Raw genomic sequence first — 14,728 nt, 5'->3', positions numbered from 1 at the left:
CGATGAGTCACTCTGAAAAAGAGAGCGGCTATCGGGACAGTAGCACAGGTAGGATGGGGTCGTGGCGGAGATCGAGCATGGCGGACCGGCGTGCGACGCCGCGATCTCGCTCGCCTTCTCGGTGCTCGGCAAGCGATGGAACGGGATGATCATCGACGCTCTGAGCGGCGGGGCGCTGTCGTTCGTGGCGCTGCGCCGTGCAGTGACAGGGATCAGCGACGCGGTGCTGTCCGACCGCCTGTCGGAGCTCGCGGGGGTCGACCTGGTGTCACGCGAGGTGCACGCGGGGCCGCCCGTCTCGGTGGACTACGCGCTGACTCCTGCCGGAGAGGCGCTCGTTCCGGTACTCGCGCAGCTCGGCACGTGGGCGTCGGAGAATCTGCGCGTCGTCCGCTGACGGTTCTCAGGGGCGGCGATCATCAGGTGCCGCGGGAGACCACGTCCGTGACCGTCGCGGTCTGCGGTGCGAGGTCGATCCAGTGGTCGACGGGCAGGTCGAGGACGGCGAGGGTCGCGGTCGGAAAGTCGAGGGGCACGCGGGAGCGCTGGTCGGGCGCGGCGAGGGTGTCGACGAGATCGTGGATGCCCGGGTTGTGGCCGACGAGGAGAAGGGTGCGGACCGAGCCGCCGTGCTCGCGGACGACCTGGAGCAGGCGCCGCGATGAGGCGAGGTAGACGTCGTCGACGATGGACGACTCCGGTGCGGCGGGCCATGCGGCACTCGCGAGGCTCCAGGTCTCGCGCGTCCGGCGGGCGGGAGAGACGAGCGCGGCATCCGGCGTGAACCCGCGGGCGAGGATCACTTCGCCGACGGCTCGCGCATCGCGTTCGCCGCGGGCGGTGAGCGGCCGGTCGCCGTCGCCGACGCCCTGCGGCCAGTCGGACTTCGCGTGTCGGAGCAGGAGGAGCCGCAGCATCACCCTTGCGTATCATCCGGGGAGCATCGCGGCAAGGGTGTCGCGAGGGACCGCGGGGCGCCCTAGGTTCTGTGGGGTGCGATGGCACGCGTCCGCAACGGAGCGGCGCAGGATCGCGCACCGCAGCATCGAGGAGACACCCCATGACCATCGCCGACGACGTCACGCACACCACCTGGAGCCGGGTTCAGTCGGGTCTGCACGTCGGGAACCGCGACGGAGAGTTCCTGGGGTTCGTGGAGAAAGGGCCGGATGGTCGCTTCGTCGCGTTCGACGGGCACGCCGAGCCGGTCGGCACGTTCACGCGGCTGGAGGAGGCGGAGGGCGCGGTCGAGCACGGGTGAGCTCAGTCGCGCCGGCGCGTCGGCGGCGTCCGGCTGGGCGGGGTCGTTCGGCTGGGCGGGGTCGTTCGGCTGGGAGGGGGAGAATCGACGTCAGCCCGCTGCGCGGGCGGCCCGGTTCGCCGCTCGGACGGTCGGGACGCCGCTGAGGAGGACCGCACCGTACCCGCCGAGCACGACCGCGAGCGCGGCGAGATCGGGCAACCGGTCGCCGAACGCGATGAGCAGGACGACGCCGACGAGGATCGCTGAGCCGCAGCAGGCGAGGGTGCCGACCATCCCGGGCACCGCCGCACGGTGCCCGGCGTCCCATGCGGCGTCGGAGGCGAGCGTGTGTCGGGTGCGGATCCCGATGCGCCCGTTCCGTTCGAGATCACCCCGGCGCGACGGGCCGATCAGCAACGCCATGACGACGCCGACGATCGCGAAGCCGAAGAGACCGGGGACGAGGCTCGTCATGCCCTCCAGTCAATCAGAGGCGGTCAGGGGTGACGGGGGCATCTTCGGCGTCGGTGCCCGTGTCGGGTCGCTCCCGGGGTCGAGGTCGTCGTCGGGTGGTCAGAATGCGCGCACGTCTCGGTCGTCCTGCCATGGCCGAGGGCCGGGGTCGGGGTGCCATCCGGGTGGGGGTTGGTCGGTGAGGCCGTTCTCGTACTCCCACAGCCAGTTGTCGTCGAGGTCTGCTTGGGTGATCGGCGAGTATTCCCACTCGGGTATGCACGGGTTCGGCGGAGCCGGTGCGTGCGCTGCCGTATGCGCGGTCTGCGGGGGTGGAGCGGTGGCGTACTCGTGTCCGAGGGGGCTGGTCCAGACGATGACGCCGGGTTCGGGTTGTTGGATGTGCCACGGGGTGTGGTGTCGGAGTTGGTGGTGGGTTTTGCAGAGGGCGGAGAGGTTGCCGGCGCAGGTGGGGCCGCCTCGTTCCCATTCCCGGGTGTGGTCTTTCTCGCACCGTGACGCAGGCTGGGGGCAGCCGGGGGCGCGGCAGGTCCCGTCGCGCAGCTCGATGAGCCGCCGGATCGCGGCGGTCGGGGTGTAGTGGTCGACCGTGTGGAGGGCACCGGTGTCGGGGTCCTGGAACAGGCGCTCCCACCCGGGGGCGTCTTTCGCGAAACGACGGGCGATATCGGCGGGGATGGGCCCGTAGCCGGCGAGGAGGGCGGGGTGGTCGTCGAGGCCGGCGAGGGTGGTCGCGGCGATCGTGACCGCCACCGTCCCCCGGATCGCGGCGACCTTCTCCGTCGACCCGTCGATCGTGTGGGAGGTGGGGGTGCCGGTGAGGAGGAGGTCGGAGGCGAGGTCCGCGCGGATGTGATCCCGCGTGCGGGCATCCCGCCCCCGCTCCACGGCTGCGGCGACCTGCTCCTGCGTGGGGTGGAGGGGCAGGGCGGGGTCGTGCGGGTACCAGGTGCCGTCGTGGAACACCTCGACGTGCTCGCGCATCATCGAGCATCCCGGAATGGTGGAACGGATGGTCCGCCGGTCACCGTTCACCGGGCCGTGGGGGTGGGTGGCGTACCCGTTCGCGTCGACCGCGACACCGTCACCGTTGACCCGCATCCCGAACGCATTCCGCGTCACACGACCCGCCCCACCCCCTCCCGCACCCGCATTCCCTCCCGCACCCGCATTCCCTCCCGCACCCGCAGCAGCACCAGCAGCGGCGCCGCGGCGCTCGGCCGCGTCGCGCCGCTTCTTCTCTTCCGCGGCGAGTCGCTTCTCCTCTGCGGCGATGGGTTTGGCGATGGTGGTGAGGCGGTCCTGGATCGCGGTGATCTTCGCGGCGTCGTCGGTGAGGACGAACTCCGCCAGGCCGTCGTCGAGAGCCCGCACCCTCGTGCCCCTCCGGTCCAGGGCGCGCCGGTGCCGTTCAGGCAAGGGTGCCGGGTCGAGTTCCGCCGCGAGGCCCTTCGCGAACACCCGCACCTGCCCCGGTGTCGCGTCCTCCGCATACGCCACCGCACGACGCGAGTACTCCTCCACCACCTCGTCCGGCAACCGTTCCCCGTGTTCGCAGATGATGTCCGCCTGACGACGCGTGATCACCTGACGACACAACGCCTCCGCCACCACAGGGAACCGGTCGGTCAGGGCAAGATCCTGCCGCAACCGCGCCTCCACCTCACCCGGAGACAGACGCAGGGCCGTGGCGAGCTCCAACGCGATGGACCGCCACGGGAACCCGTACCCGGACGCGTCCCCGCACCGCGCCGTCTGCGCTTCCGCGACCCGCGCGGCCGCAGCGAACGCTCCCGCTTCCAGCCCATCGAGCCGGGCACGGTCGGCACGCAGCTCCAGGATCAGGTCGCGCACGTTCCCGATCGTGCGCACCTCCGCGGGGGTCGCCTCCCACGACGACCCTCCCGCGAACCTCGGCTTCCGTCCTGCCATACAACCATCATCAGACCAGCCACCGACATTCGAACACCTGAACGAGACCATCCCGACCCCGCCGAGGTCACGGAAAGGTCACGAAACGGCCGGAGCGGGAGGGAGATCACCGTTCCGTCTCGCTCCGCTCGCTCAACGACCCGGAGGAGGGGGCGCGGGCGGGAACCTCGCGACGTTCCGACTCGCTCCGCTCGCTCGACGACCGGAAAGGAGTGCGGGCGGAGAACCCCACCACGTCTCGACTCGCTCCGCTCGCTCAACGACCCGGAGCAGGGGGCGCGGGCGAGAACCCCGCGACGTTCCGACTCGCTCCGCTCGCTCGACGACCGCGAGGGGTGGCGAGGAAGAGACAGGTCGCCTCGCCTCGGCTCGCTTGGCCTGCGCCACGATCACCAGCCGCAGCGCGGGGCTCCGCTCAGACGACGCGATTCCAGGTGAGTCGCAGCACGTCGACGAGCTCGTCCAGGTCGACCCGCGCTGACCGGGCATCGTCGACGAGCTGGCGAATGCGGCGGACGACGGGCGCGGGCAGCGCGCCCGCTGTCGCTGCGACCCTGGTGCCGGCGGCCGTACGCGTCACGACGAGCCCCTCCTCCTCGAGCCTCCGATACGCGCGCGCCGCGGTGCCGGGCGCGACCCCGAAATCACCTGCCGTCTGCCGCACGGTCGGCAGCCGCTCGCCGACCCCGAGGAGTCCCGACCGGATGAGCCCCCGGAACCGGCGATGGATCTCGTCAGCCGAGACGGGAGCAGCGCCGGGAGCTCCTGACGCGCTCTCGCTCACGCCGGCACCGTGGCGCGCTTCTCGACATGCGACGCCGCCGGCAGCACCCGCGCCGTGAAGAACAGCAGGACGAAGCCGATGATCTCGAGCACCGGGGCGATCGCACCCGCGATGACCGCGTACTCGCTCCAACGCCACGTCGTCTCGTAGACGACGGGATCGTCACCCACCGTGAGCGTGGCAGGGCCGCCGCTCTCGCCGATGAAGCGCCATGCGCCGCCGAGCACGACGAGCACCGCCCCCGTCGCGAGCCGCCCCATCGCCGTGCCGATCTGCGCGCGCTGCGCTCTCTGTCCGCCGATGTCGTCGGCTGCGAAGGGCCGGAGCGCGTTCTCGCGCAACGCGAGCCAGACCGCGAGCGCGAGCAGCGCCATCCCGATGAGCACGGGGATGCCGTACGTCCATCCGAAGAACCACGGTCGCAACGGCTCCTGCCGCGTGTTCGCGACCGGCAGGTCCAGCAGCACGTAGCGGCCCCGGTCATCCGATGTCGACACGAGCCCTGCGGCGAGCGTCGTCGCGAGCAGCACGCCCGTGAGGACACCGCCCGACACGAACAGTGCCTTCGAGCCGAAGGACGTCCAGGCACGCCGCGCCGACGGGCCGGCAGGCGTGGACGGTGCGGGTGCCGACCGGATGACGATGAGGGAGGCGACGAGCACGAGCGCTGACGTGACGAGCGGAACGGGATAGTGCCACCACGCGGCGACGTCGGCGAGCGGAAGCACATGATCGCGAAGCGTCGTCTCCGCCGCAGTGACGATCACGACCGTGAGCGCCCCGTAGCCGAGCACGCGTCGTTCGGCGAGGTAGCGCTCACGAACGGGGGCGCCCGACCGGAGCACGAGGAAGAGACCGGCGACGATGGCCGCGAGCACGACCGAGACGATGGGCAACGACAGCGCACCGCGGAGCAGGTCGACGATGCCGAGTCCGTCGATTCGATCCATGCGCTTCCTCCCGGCCGCTCTCCGACATACGACGCTTGTATCAACAGGATGACACAAGTGGCCGGAATCCGCGCGCACGTGGCGGCTCGTGCCCTCGCGCGCAGACGTCGCGAGCGCGAGAGTCGGGGGCATGACCGACATCGACGCACTGCTCGCGCCGCCCACACCCACCGCGCGCCTCGCGCTCGAGACCGTCCAGGCGTGGTCGACACCCGACCTCGCGAACCACTGTCTGCGCTCCTGGGCCTGGGCGTCGACACTGGGCGACGAGCTCGGTCTCGCCTACGATCGCGAGCTGCTCTTCGTCGCGACGATGCTGCACGATCTCGGCGTGGCTCCCGCGTTCGACGCGCATGCCATCCCCTTCGAGGACGCGGGCGGCGCGGTCGGATGGGCGTTCGCGGCGGGGGCGGGATGGCCGGAGCAGCGCCGGACGCGCGTGCGGGAGATCATCGAGCGCCACATGTGGACCGAGGTCGACCCCGAAGAGGACGCCGAGGGCCACCTCCTCGAGGTCGCGACGAGCCTCGACGTCGCGGGCGCCGCCCCCGAGCGATGGGATGGCGCGCTCCTGCGGGCGGTGACCGAGCGCCTGCCCCGCGGCGGGTTCTCCGAGGCGTTCGCCCGGCTCATCCACGACCAGGCGACGCGGAAGCCGGCATCGACAGCCGCCCGCCTCGACGGCTCGGGGCGCATCGCCGCGGGCGCCGAGACCTGGCGCGGCATCGCCGATCCGTCGACCTGATGTCAGGAATCGGCGTCTCGCGACACATCCCTGGTGAAGACCGCCGACGACTGGAGAAACGATGCGCCTTCCCAAGATCGAGCCCGGATCTCGATCCTGCAGGTGAAGGCGCTGCAGACGGCGGGGAGTCCGGTGCCGGCGCTGCGGTGTGCGGGACGCAGTCCTGATGGCGTCGAGTGCCTGGTGCGCGGGCGCGAACGTCAGATCCGGCACTCACACCCCATCGTGCAGCACCTCGAGCTGCGCGCGAGCACCTTCCGCCCCCGGCTTGGACCTGTTGACGCACCGGTAGACAGCGTGACCGACCGCAGGAGCGGGAGCACTGCGCGTCACGGAAGAGCCGCGTACAGCGTGCGACAGCAGAGAGGACGCCACGGCGGATGCGTGGAGACTGTGAGACCGTTCGTGATCGCCCCACTACCACTCGCGTAAGGGCGAAGGTGATGACTGCCCAGGATGAACCGAGCGGCGGTGATTCCGAGTGCTAGAAGTCCCATGACTGCATACCCGAGCGACGAGAAACTGATGAGGGCGTGGGCTCCTGGTGCCCACGCCCTCTTCGGTTGGCGCCTTTGTAGTGAGGTACTGTCGCTGGCGGTTAAGCCGGATCCTCGCTGAGTACGACGCAGTAATTCGGGCCGAGCTCCTGCTGGACCCGTTCGCGCAACTCTTGGCCTGACCGTGCATGTGCGGCCTGTAGGGCGGGTGAAGACCAGCCCTTCTCTTCATCGAATTCGACGTTGAACTTCCTTGCCCATTCCTCGAGGTCGCGGGCGAGGTCCGGACTGACGATGCCGGTGCCGAATTCGTAGTCAGTGCCGACTCTCATTGGCCATCCCGTGTACGGGATACCCAGTTCGACGATCACCACTGCCATGCTGCCTGCCTCCGGCAATCCTCATTGGTCGTCGGGTAGCTGGTTATCACCCGGTTGTTGGTCATAGACACGATAACGGTCGGGTTGAACTGGTACTTCAGGTTTCCCTTGGTGTCCCAGATCTGAATGAGGGCCGTGTAGCACCGCTTCCCTGAGTACTGGACTGTGTAACGATCAGGCCACTCGAGAATCTGGGACGTGATGTCGGCCATGAAGTCGTCCCACGCGATTGCACCTGGGACTCCCGAGGCGTTATCCGCGCGAGTCTGCCACTGGGCCTGGTGGTTTTTCTGGATGTGATGCCACCCGTAGGACTTCGTGTCGTGCGGCCCACACTGCAGGTACACCGTGTCAGTCGCCTGGGGGACCCAAGCGAATGACCGAAGAGGGTATGTCGCGTTGTACGTGGGCCCGAAGCAGGACGCCCATGCGACGGGGGCGTTGATGAGGTACGGAGTCACCTGCCCCGGTTCGGGCTCACTCGGCTCGGGAATGAGCGCTTCGAAATCGGAAGAGTGGGTCTTCTTGCCGCTGGCGACGTGAACCACATAGAAGCCGCCATCGTCCTCGGTTTCGGGCGCTTCTGGCGCGGCTCCCATCAACATCGGCGTGAGCAGCGCTGCCAACGCAATAACTCCGGCGATACCTTTTCGTTTCATCGTGCCCCCCTCAGGACGTTGCATTTACGTCAGGATGCCTGACGCTGTCTCACCACGAAAGGGATATCGGAGTGTCGTTATATTGTCGGTGCTTGTCGGAATCGTGGTGGTCTTGACTGGACAGGCCCACAGGCCCTCGGCGCCGCGTTGCTGTTCGGACCAGGCCCATCCGATGACGTCGCGGGTGTCCTCGCCTGCGGGCTTGTCGGTGCGCTCGGTGATCGCGAACCGGTGGGCGTCCTCGGCGTAGAGCACCAGGTGACCGGGTCCGAAGGTCTCGGGGTCTTCTTCGCGAAGTTCGAGGGTGGTGTGGGTGCCGACCAGCTCGGCGAGCTCGAAGGTCATCGCGGTGTGCGTCCGCCCTGCTGCTGCCGCCGCAGTCGGTCGCGATCGAGACGCCGACCACCGCACCCGCCGCCGAGCGCCCGATCCGCTGAACGCGGGCCGGGCGCGCGACCTCAGCCCTCTTCGAGGATCTCGCGCGGGGTGACGAGGATCTCGGCGATGCGACGTCGGTCCATGGCCGCGACCTGCAGCGTGCCGCCGTCGACCTCGACGATGTCGCCCACCGTCGCGAGCCGCCCGAGCCGCTCGACGACGAATCCGGCGACGGTGTCGGAGGCGCCGCGCGGAAGCTCGATGCCCGTAGCCTCCTCGAAGTCCTGGAAGTTCAGCCGGCCGTCGACGATGCCGCCCTCCTCCTTCAGCGACTGCGGCGCGGTCTCGGTGTCGTACTCGTCGAAGATCTCGCCCACGACCTCCTCGACGAGGTCCTCGAGGGTGACGATGCCGTCCGTGCCGCCGTACTCGTCGACGACGACGGCGATCTGATCGCCCGCCGCGCGCATCGCCGTGAGCGTCGGCAGGACGCCCGCCGTGGACGGCAGGTACGGGATGGCCCGCACGACGGCCTGCACGGGCGACGTCGACGCGCCAGCTTCGTACAGGTCGCGCACGTGCACGAAGCCGACGATGTCGTCGATCGACTGGTCGACGACGGGGTAGCGCGAGTACGGCAGGTCCCGCACCTTGGAGATGGCGTCGGCGGTCGTCTCGTCGGCGCCGAGGGCGACCACCTCGGGGCGGGGACGCATGACCTCGCTCACCTGGCGGTCGCGCAGCGACAGCACGTCGTCGAGCATTCGACGCTCGTCCTCCGGCAGCCCCTCGTGACTCGTGACGATGTCGCGCAGCTCCTCGTCGGAGAGCTCCTCGCCCGACTTGTCGGGGTCTCCGCCGAGCAGGCGGACGAGCACGTTGGTCGAGACCGAGAGCAGCCAGATGACGGGCCGCATGAGCTTCGCGAACCCGTTCAGCACGGGCGCGACGGCGTAGGCGAACTGCGCGTTGCGCTGGATGGCGAGCCGCTTCGGCACGAGCTCGCCCAGCACGAGCGACAGATACGCGATGAGCAGCGTGAGGATGATCGTCGCCGTCGTCGACGCGGGGCCCTCGGCCATCCCCCACGACACGAGCAGCGGCGCGACCGACGGCGCGATCGACGAGGCGCCGTACGCGGCCGACGCGAAGCCCGCCACGGTGACGCCGATCTGCACGGCGGAGAGGAACGTGTTGGGGTTCCGTGCCAGATCGGCGATCTTCCGCCCGCGCTTGCCGCGCTGGGCGATCGCGTTGATCTGGCTCTCGCGGAGGGTGACGAGCGCCATCTCGGTCGCGGCGAAGACGCCGCCGATGAGCACGAACACGATCACGAGGGCGATGTTGAGAAGGAGGTCGCCGTTCATCGGCGGACCTCCGTCGTGCAGGAAGGCGCGCCCGGGGTCACCCGGGCGCTGGGACTATGGCAGTCGGAGTCTGCAGAGCGTCTCATGGTTCGAGCATAGGGAGCGTCCCTCGGAGGATGCCCGGGAGACGCCCCCTGCCCGTTCGTCAGACCGTGAGCAGCACCTTGGTCGCGCGCCGTTCGTCCATGGCGCGGTAGCCCTCCGCCGCCTCGTCGAGCGGGAGCGTGAGGTCGAACACCTTGCCGGGATCGATCCTGCGGTCCCAGATCAACTGGATGAGCTCGGGGAGGAAGCGGCGCACGGGGGCCGGACCGCCGAAGAGGTGCACCTCGGCGAAGAACAGGCCGAGCCCGTCGAGCGTCACCCCGTGGGTGACGCCGACATAGCCGATGTGGCCTCCCGGACGCGTCGCGCCGATCGCCTGCTCCATGGACTCCTGCGTGCCGACCGCCTCGACGACGGAGTGCGCGCCGAGCCCGTTCGTGAGCTCCTTGATGCGCGCGATGCCCGCATCGCCGCGCTCCTCCACGATGTCGGTGGCCCCGAACTCGCGCGCGAGCGCCTGCCTGTCGGCGTGGCGCGACATCGCGATGATGCGGTCGGCGCCGAGCTGCTTCGCGGCGAGGATGGCCGAGAGGCCGACGGCCCCGTCGCCCACGACCGCGACGGTCTTCCCGGGACCGGCCTCCGCCGCCACCGCGGCGAACCATCCCGTGCCGAGCACGTCGGAAGCTGCGAGAAGAGACGGGATGAGGTCGGCGTCGGGTACGCCGGGGGTCGCCACGAGGGTGCCGTCGGCGAGGGGGATGCGGATGAGCTCCGCCTGGGTGCCGACCGAGCCCATCATGACGTTGTGGACGCAGCGCGACGGGTAGCCGGCCTGGCAGATCTCGCACGTGTTGTCGGAGGCGACGAACGATCCGACGACGAAGTCGCCGACCTTCACGTTCCGCACGTCGGCCCCGATCTCCTCGACGACGCCGACGTACTCGTGGCCCATCGGCGTCGGCCCGTGCAGCTCCTCGATGCCCCGATACGGCCAGAGGTCGGAACCGCAGATGCAGACCGCGGAGGCGCGGATGATCGCGTCGGTGGGCTCGAGGACTGTCGGGTTCGGGCGCTCTTCGACCCGGACGTCGCCGGGGGCGTGCATGATGACTCCGCGCATGGTGTGCTCCTTCGTGTCTGACCTCATCCAAGCCGTGGCGCGCCGAGCGGGGGAGTCCCTTGCGAGACGTGTACCGACAGGGCACCTCTTCGCGCGGGAAGCCGCCCTAGCCTGGGGGAATGGACAACAAGGCCGAGGTGCGCGAGTTCCTCATGTCGCGACGGGCGAAGGTGTCTCCCGAGGCCGCGGGACTTCCCGCCGGGCCCAATCGGCGCGTTCCCGGCCTGCGGCGGGCGGAGGTCGCGATGATCGCCGGCGTGAGCGTGGAGTACTACGCGCGGCTCGAGCGCGGCACGATCGCGGGGGCGTCGGCGTCGGTGCTGGAGGCCGTCGCGCGGGCGCTGCAGCTCGACGACACCGAGCGCGCGCATCTGTTCGATCTCGCCCGGGCGTCCGACGGCATCCCGGCGTCGGGTCGCCCGCGGCGGCGTGCGACGGCGCAGGGGGCCGGTCGCCCCAGCCTGCAGTGGGCGCTCGAGGCGCTGACGGGCGCCGTCGCGTTCGTCCGGGACCCGCGCCAGGACATCCTCGCCACGAACGCCCTCGGCCGCGCCTTCTACTCGCCGCTCATCGGCGACGGCGGCCGCACGCCCAACCTCGCGCGGTTCCAGTTCCTCGACCCCGCCGCACGCGACTTCTACCCCGACTGGGAGCTGTTCGCCGAGATGTGCGTCGCGATCATGCGCGCGGAGGCGGGGCGCGACCCGCACGACCGCGGCCTGCAGGATCTCGTCGGCGAGCTCTCCACGCAGAGCGACCTGTTCCGCCGCCTGTGGGGCGCACACGATGTGCGCACACACGGTGCGGGGACGAAGCGCTTCCGCCATCCCGTCGTCGGCGAGGTGACGCTCGCCTACGAGGAGCTGGCGGTCACGGCCGAGCCCGGGGCCATCCTCATGGTGTACACGGCCGAGCCGGGGTCGCCGTCCGCAGACCGGCTCGCGCTCCTCGCGAGCTGGGCGGCCGAGCACGCCGACGCCCTGCGGCCGTAGGTCACCGCAGCTGCGCGAACGCCTCCACCCGCTTGGTCGCGCCGACGACGAGGATGACGTCGCCCGCCCCGAGCACGGTCTTGCTGTCGGCGTTGCGCCACTCCCCCGCCTCGGGGCGGTATGCGGCGATCGTCACTCCGTGACGCTGCCGCAGATCGGTCTCGCCGAGGGCGACGCCGTGCAGCTCCACCGGCGCGAGCGCCTTGACCATCGCGAATCCGCGGTCGAGCTCGAGGTAGTCCGATGCCGCACCGCGGACGAGGTGCGCCACGCGCCTGCCCATCGCCCGCTCGGGATACACGACGTGGTGCACGCCGAGCTGCTCGAGGATGCGCCCGTGCCGCTCATCCAGGGCCTTGGCCCAGATGACGGGCACCTTCAGCTGGAGCAGAAGCGAGGCCACGAGGATGGACGCCGTGATGTCGGTGCCGATCGCCACGACGACCCGGTCGAACTCGTCGATCGCGAGCTGGCGCAGCACGTCCTCCTTCGTCGCGTCGGCGCGCACGACCTGCGTGAGGCGCGCGTTGTGCTCCTGCACCACCTCCTCGTCGCCGTCGATGCCGAGCACCTCGGTGCCCGACTCCATGAGCTCGAGGGCGAGAGCGCTGCCGAACCGGCCGAGGCCGATGACCGCGACCGAATCGGCCTCGGCGATGCGGCGCGACGTCTCGCCGAACGAGAGGAACTTGACCATGGGCGGTCCTTTCTGCGGCGGTCAGCCGATGGCCGGCCGCTCCTTGGGGAGCTCGTAGGAGACGCGGCGCTCGCGGAGCGCGAGCGCCGACCCGAGGGTCAGCGGCCCCACCCGGCCGAGGAACATGAGGGCGACGAGGATGAGCTGCGCGAAGTCGGGCAGCCCCGCCGTGATGCCCGTCGACAGGCCGACGGTCGCGAACGCCGACACGGCCTCGAACAGCACGACGTCGAGATCGAGATCGGTCGTGGCGAGGATGGCGATGACGCCGGCCATGACGGCCGCGATCGCGACGAGCACGACCGAGATCGCCTCGCGGTGCACGGCGCGGGAGAGGCGCTTGCCGAAGATGTTCACCGCGCCGCCGCCGCGCAGCTCGGTCCAGAGGATGAAGAGCAGCACGGCGAACGTCGTCACCTTGATGCCGCCCGCGGTGCCGGCGGGACCCGCGCCGATGAACATGAGCACGTCCATCCCGAGCCACGTCTCGTCGTGCATCTGCCCGATGTCGACGGAGTTGAAGCCGGCGGTGCGCACCTGCACGGCGTGGAAGAACCCCGCGAGGATCCGCGCGGCGGGGTCGAGCGGCGCGAAGGTGCCGTCGTTGTCCCACTCGATGACCGTGATGTACACCGTGCCGATGACGAGCAGCGCGAGCGTCATGACGAGCACGATGCGGGTGTTCATCGTCCAGTGCAGGGGGCGGCCGAGCTCGCGCCTCAGCTGGCGGAGCACGGGGAAGCCGAGACCGCCGAGGATGATCGCGGCGCACAGCGGGAGGCAGATCCACGGATCGGCGACGAACGACGTGAGGTTGTCGCTGTAGAGCGCGAAGCCGGCGTTGTTGAACGACGACACGGCGTGGAAGACGGCGTGCCATGCGGCCTCGGCCGCCGAGTAGCCGTAGCCGAGCAGATAGCGCAGGAACAGGGCCAGCGAGACGGCGCCCTCGATCGCGATCGACGTCAGGAAGATGCCGCGCGCCAGCCGCGCGACGCCTCCGCCCTCGTCCGCCTTCGTCTCGGCGAGCGTGTTGAGACGCGTGCGCACGGAGAGGCGGCGGGCGAGCACGACCCCGACGAGCGCCGCGAGGAGCATGATGCCGAGGCCTCCCGTCTTGATGAGGAGGAGGATGACGACCTTCCCGAAGGGGCTCCAGAAGGTGGCCGTGTCGACCACCGTGAGCCCCGTGACGCACAGCGCCGACGTGGCCGTGAAGAGCGCGTCGACGGGATCGGCGAACGTGCCGTCTGCCGTGGACACCGGGAGCCACAGCAGCAGCGACCCGAGCGCGAGGACCGCGCCGAATCCCCCGACGACCGCCTGTGCGGGGGCGAGATGAAGCCCGCTGCGCCGCACGCGCGCGGCGCCGTGGAGCCTGATCACGGAGCGAGACCCTATGCCCGCTTCCCCGCCGTCGCGCCGTCGCCGCGGGCATCCTCACGGTTTCCATACGACCGCGGGCCGCGATCCTGACGGAATCCTCACGCCGTCGCGGCCTCCAGCAGCTCGCGGCTCGTCGTCCTCAGATCGCGCGGAGTGCCGCGCCAGAGCGCCGAGATGGGGCGCGAGATCGCGGGGCCGTCGATCGCGATGCGGCGCAGCCTGCCGAGCGCGAGGTCGTCGGCGACGACGTGGGCGCTCAGCACGGCGGGTGCGAGCCCCGAGGCGACGGCGGATCGGATGGCCGCCGACGTCGACAGCACCAGTGCCGGCTCGACGGGAGTGCCGCCGAGCCGCTTGCGCACCGTCGACTCCCACGCGCGGCGCGTGCCGCTGCCGTCCTCGCGCGCGATGAGCGGCGTCGCGGCCACCTCCTCGAGCGTCACGGACGCGCGCGCGGCCCACGGGCCGTCGGGCGTCGTCACGAGCACGAGCACGTCGTCGGCCACCGTCGTCGACGAGAGGTCGTCGGGGATGTCGGGGCTCTCGATGATGCCGAGGTCGACGGCGCCCGCGCGCACGAGGTCGGCCGTCTGCTCGCTGTTCGCGGTGATCAGCCGGACCTCCGTCGGCGTACGGCCGTCGGCGAGCTGGCGGGCGCGGAAGGCGAGCAGCCAGCGCGGCAGCAGGTGGCCGGCGACGGTCTGGCTGGCGGCGACGGAGAGCTCGCGGCTGCTCTCGCCGCGGAGCGTCTCGACGCCGGCGGCGAAGCGCTCGGCGGCGGCCAGCACGTCGTCGGCCCATGCGACCACGAGCTCTCCGGCGTCCGTGAGCATCACGCCCCGCGGAGAGCGTGTGAGGAGCTCGAGGTCGAGCGTGCGCTCGATCGAGCGCAGCCGCGCCGACGCCGACTGCTGCGTGCACCCCGTCTCGCGGGCGGCGGCCGAGACGGAGCCGAGGCGCGCGACGGCACGGAGCAGCTCGAGGGCGTCGATCGGGGGGACATGTCGCATCGTCCCCACAGTCTCGCCCTGTACCCCCACGCACGGCAAGCGGATACCGCCGCGCGGCGCGCGGGG

The 14,728-nt window shown here is 70.6% G+C and carries 17 protein-coding genes; 4 read left to right on the top strand and 13 right to left on the bottom strand.

The window, feature by feature from the left end:
* Positions 1-61: 61 nt before the first annotated feature.
* The gene (locus tag ACWGPF_RS02855) at positions 62-397 is read left to right on the top strand and encodes a winged helix-turn-helix transcriptional regulator (protein WP_345440875.1); all 336 of its coding nucleotides are present in this window, start codon (positions 62-64) and stop codon (positions 395-397) included.
* A 22-nt stretch (positions 398-419) separates the two neighbouring features.
* Here the strand turns inward: ACWGPF_RS02855 and ACWGPF_RS02850 are convergent, their stop codons facing one another.
* Entirely contained in the window at positions 420-917 is a 498-nt protein-coding gene (locus ACWGPF_RS02850) for a SixA phosphatase family protein (protein ID WP_452331381.1), read from the bottom strand.
* Positions 918-1,060: 143 nt separating this feature from the next.
* Here ACWGPF_RS02850 and ACWGPF_RS02845 point away from each other — a divergent pair, with 143 nt between their 5' ends.
* Positions 1,061-1,261: a hypothetical protein gene (locus ACWGPF_RS02845; protein ID WP_345440869.1), complete on the top strand. Its 201-nt coding sequence runs from the start codon at positions 1,061-1,063 to the stop codon at positions 1,259-1,261.
* Positions 1,262-1,351: 90 nt separating this feature from the next.
* Here the strand turns inward: ACWGPF_RS02845 and ACWGPF_RS02840 are convergent, their stop codons facing one another.
* The 4 genes from ACWGPF_RS02840 to ACWGPF_RS02825 form a co-directional block, all read right to left on the bottom strand.
* On the bottom strand, positions 1,352-1,717 hold the full coding sequence (locus ACWGPF_RS02840) for an SdpI family protein (RefSeq protein ID WP_452331380.1): 366 nt from the start codon (positions 1,715-1,717) through the stop codon (positions 1,352-1,354).
* 99 nt (positions 1,718-1,816) lie between these two features.
* The gene (locus ACWGPF_RS02835; protein WP_452331379.1) at positions 1,817-3,649 is read right to left on the bottom strand and encodes a DUF222 domain-containing protein; all 1,833 of its coding nucleotides are present in this window, start codon (positions 3,647-3,649) and stop codon (positions 1,817-1,819) included.
* 415 nt (positions 3,650-4,064) lie between these two features.
* Positions 4,065-4,433, bottom strand: coding sequence for a GntR family transcriptional regulator (locus ACWGPF_RS02830; RefSeq protein WP_452331378.1), 369 nt, complete (start codon positions 4,431-4,433; stop codon positions 4,065-4,067).
* On the bottom strand, positions 4,430-5,383 hold the full coding sequence (locus tag ACWGPF_RS02825) for a hypothetical protein (protein WP_452331377.1): 954 nt from the start codon (positions 5,381-5,383) through the stop codon (positions 4,430-4,432). Before ACWGPF_RS02825 ends, ACWGPF_RS02830 begins: the two co-directional genes overlap by 4 nt.
* Before the next feature lie 130 nt (positions 5,384-5,513).
* Here ACWGPF_RS02825 and ACWGPF_RS02820 point away from each other — a divergent pair, with 130 nt between their 5' ends.
* Positions 5,514-6,128 carry an HD domain-containing protein gene (locus ACWGPF_RS02820; protein WP_452331376.1) on the top strand — a complete coding sequence of 205 codons (615 nt, stop codon included), beginning with the start codon at positions 5,514-5,516 and terminating at the stop codon, positions 6,126-6,128.
* A gap of 598 nt (positions 6,129-6,726) precedes the next feature.
* Here ACWGPF_RS02820 and ACWGPF_RS02815 read toward each other — a convergent pair.
* From ACWGPF_RS02815 to ACWGPF_RS02795, 5 genes are all read right to left on the bottom strand, one after another.
* On the bottom strand, positions 6,727-7,005 hold the full coding sequence (locus ACWGPF_RS02815) for a hypothetical protein (RefSeq protein ID WP_452331375.1): 279 nt from the start codon (positions 7,003-7,005) through the stop codon (positions 6,727-6,729).
* Positions 6,993-7,664, bottom strand: a complete 672-nt coding sequence (locus ACWGPF_RS02810) for a hypothetical protein (RefSeq protein WP_452331374.1) — start codon at positions 7,662-7,664, stop codon at positions 6,993-6,995. Before ACWGPF_RS02810 ends, ACWGPF_RS02815 begins: the two co-directional genes overlap by 13 nt.
* Positions 7,665-7,688: 24 nt before the next feature.
* Complete coding sequence (locus ACWGPF_RS02805; RefSeq protein ID WP_452331373.1) at positions 7,689-8,009, bottom strand: hypothetical protein; 321 nt, start codon at positions 8,007-8,009, stop codon at positions 7,689-7,691.
* Positions 8,010-8,122: 113 nt separating this feature from the next.
* Positions 8,123-9,409, bottom strand: a complete 1,287-nt coding sequence (locus ACWGPF_RS02800; protein ID WP_452331372.1) for a hemolysin family protein — start codon at positions 9,407-9,409, stop codon at positions 8,123-8,125.
* Positions 9,410-9,554: 145 nt separating this feature from the next.
* A complete protein-coding gene (locus ACWGPF_RS02795; protein ID WP_452331371.1) occupies positions 9,555-10,577 on the bottom strand; it encodes a zinc-dependent alcohol dehydrogenase family protein in 1,023 nt (340 codons plus the stop codon).
* Between the two features lie 119 nt (positions 10,578-10,696).
* Between ACWGPF_RS02795 and ACWGPF_RS02790 the strand changes: the two genes are divergently transcribed.
* Positions 10,697-11,569 (top strand): helix-turn-helix domain-containing protein, encoded by an 873-nt coding sequence (locus ACWGPF_RS02790; RefSeq protein ID WP_452331370.1) that lies wholly within the window; start codon positions 10,697-10,699, stop codon positions 11,567-11,569.
* Between the two features lies 1 nt (position 11,570).
* Here ACWGPF_RS02790 and ACWGPF_RS02785 read toward each other — a convergent pair whose 3' ends face one another.
* From ACWGPF_RS02785 to ACWGPF_RS02775, 3 genes are all read right to left on the bottom strand, one after another.
* Positions 11,571-12,266, bottom strand: coding sequence for a potassium channel family protein (locus ACWGPF_RS02785; protein ID WP_452331369.1), 696 nt, complete (start codon positions 12,264-12,266; stop codon positions 11,571-11,573).
* A gap of 21 nt (positions 12,267-12,287) precedes the next feature.
* Positions 12,288-13,652 (bottom strand): TrkH family potassium uptake protein, encoded by a 1,365-nt coding sequence (locus tag ACWGPF_RS02780; RefSeq protein ID WP_452331368.1) that lies wholly within the window; start codon positions 13,650-13,652, stop codon positions 12,288-12,290.
* 98 nt (positions 13,653-13,750) lie between these two features.
* Positions 13,751-14,662, bottom strand: coding sequence for a LysR family transcriptional regulator (locus tag ACWGPF_RS02775; protein WP_452331367.1), 912 nt, complete (start codon positions 14,660-14,662; stop codon positions 13,751-13,753).
* Between the last annotated feature and the right edge of the window lie 66 nt (positions 14,663-14,728).

This window comes from Microbacterium sp. NPDC055683 (assembly GCF_053617895.1).
Note: the sequence above shows the minus strand (reverse complement) of the source record. Positions and strands in the feature narration are given on the sequence as shown.

Excerpts from the sequence above, each read along its gene's own strand:
- ACWGPF_RS02850 (WP_452331381.1), bottom strand. The coding sequence starts at position 917 with ATGCTGCGGCTCCTCCTGCTCCGACACGCGAAGTCCGACTGGCCGCAG.
- ACWGPF_RS02845 (WP_345440869.1), top strand. The coding sequence starts at position 1,061 with ATGACCATCGCCGACGACGTCACGCACACCACCTGGAGCCGGGTTCAG.
- ACWGPF_RS02840 (WP_452331380.1), bottom strand. The coding sequence starts at position 1,717 with ATGACGAGCCTCGTCCCCGGTCTCTTCGGCTTCGCGATCGTCGGCGTC.
- ACWGPF_RS02835 (WP_452331379.1), bottom strand. The coding sequence starts at position 3,649 with ATGGCAGGACGGAAGCCGAGGTTCGCGGGAGGGTCGTCGTGGGAGGCG.
- ACWGPF_RS02825 (WP_452331377.1), bottom strand. The coding sequence starts at position 5,383 with ATGGATCGAATCGACGGACTCGGCATCGTCGACCTGCTCCGCGGTGCG.
- ACWGPF_RS02820 (WP_452331376.1), top strand. The coding sequence starts at position 5,514 with ATGACCGACATCGACGCACTGCTCGCGCCGCCCACACCCACCGCGCGC.
- ACWGPF_RS02815 (WP_452331375.1), bottom strand. The coding sequence starts at position 7,005 with ATGGCAGTGGTGATCGTCGAACTGGGTATCCCGTACACGGGATGGCCA.
- ACWGPF_RS02810 (WP_452331374.1), bottom strand. The coding sequence starts at position 7,664 with ATGAAACGAAAAGGTATCGCCGGAGTTATTGCGTTGGCAGCGCTGCTC.
- ACWGPF_RS02805 (WP_452331373.1), bottom strand. The coding sequence starts at position 8,009 with ATGACCTTCGAGCTCGCCGAGCTGGTCGGCACCCACACCACCCTCGAA.
- ACWGPF_RS02800 (WP_452331372.1), bottom strand. The coding sequence starts at position 9,409 with ATGAACGGCGACCTCCTTCTCAACATCGCCCTCGTGATCGTGTTCGTG.
- ACWGPF_RS02795 (WP_452331371.1), bottom strand. The coding sequence starts at position 10,577 with ATGCGCGGAGTCATCATGCACGCCCCCGGCGACGTCCGGGTCGAAGAG.
- ACWGPF_RS02790 (WP_452331370.1), top strand. The coding sequence starts at position 10,697 with ATGGACAACAAGGCCGAGGTGCGCGAGTTCCTCATGTCGCGACGGGCG.
- ACWGPF_RS02785 (WP_452331369.1), bottom strand. The coding sequence starts at position 12,266 with ATGGTCAAGTTCCTCTCGTTCGGCGAGACGTCGCGCCGCATCGCCGAG.
- ACWGPF_RS02775 (WP_452331367.1), bottom strand. The coding sequence starts at position 14,662 with ATGCGACATGTCCCCCCGATCGACGCCCTCGAGCTGCTCCGTGCCGTC.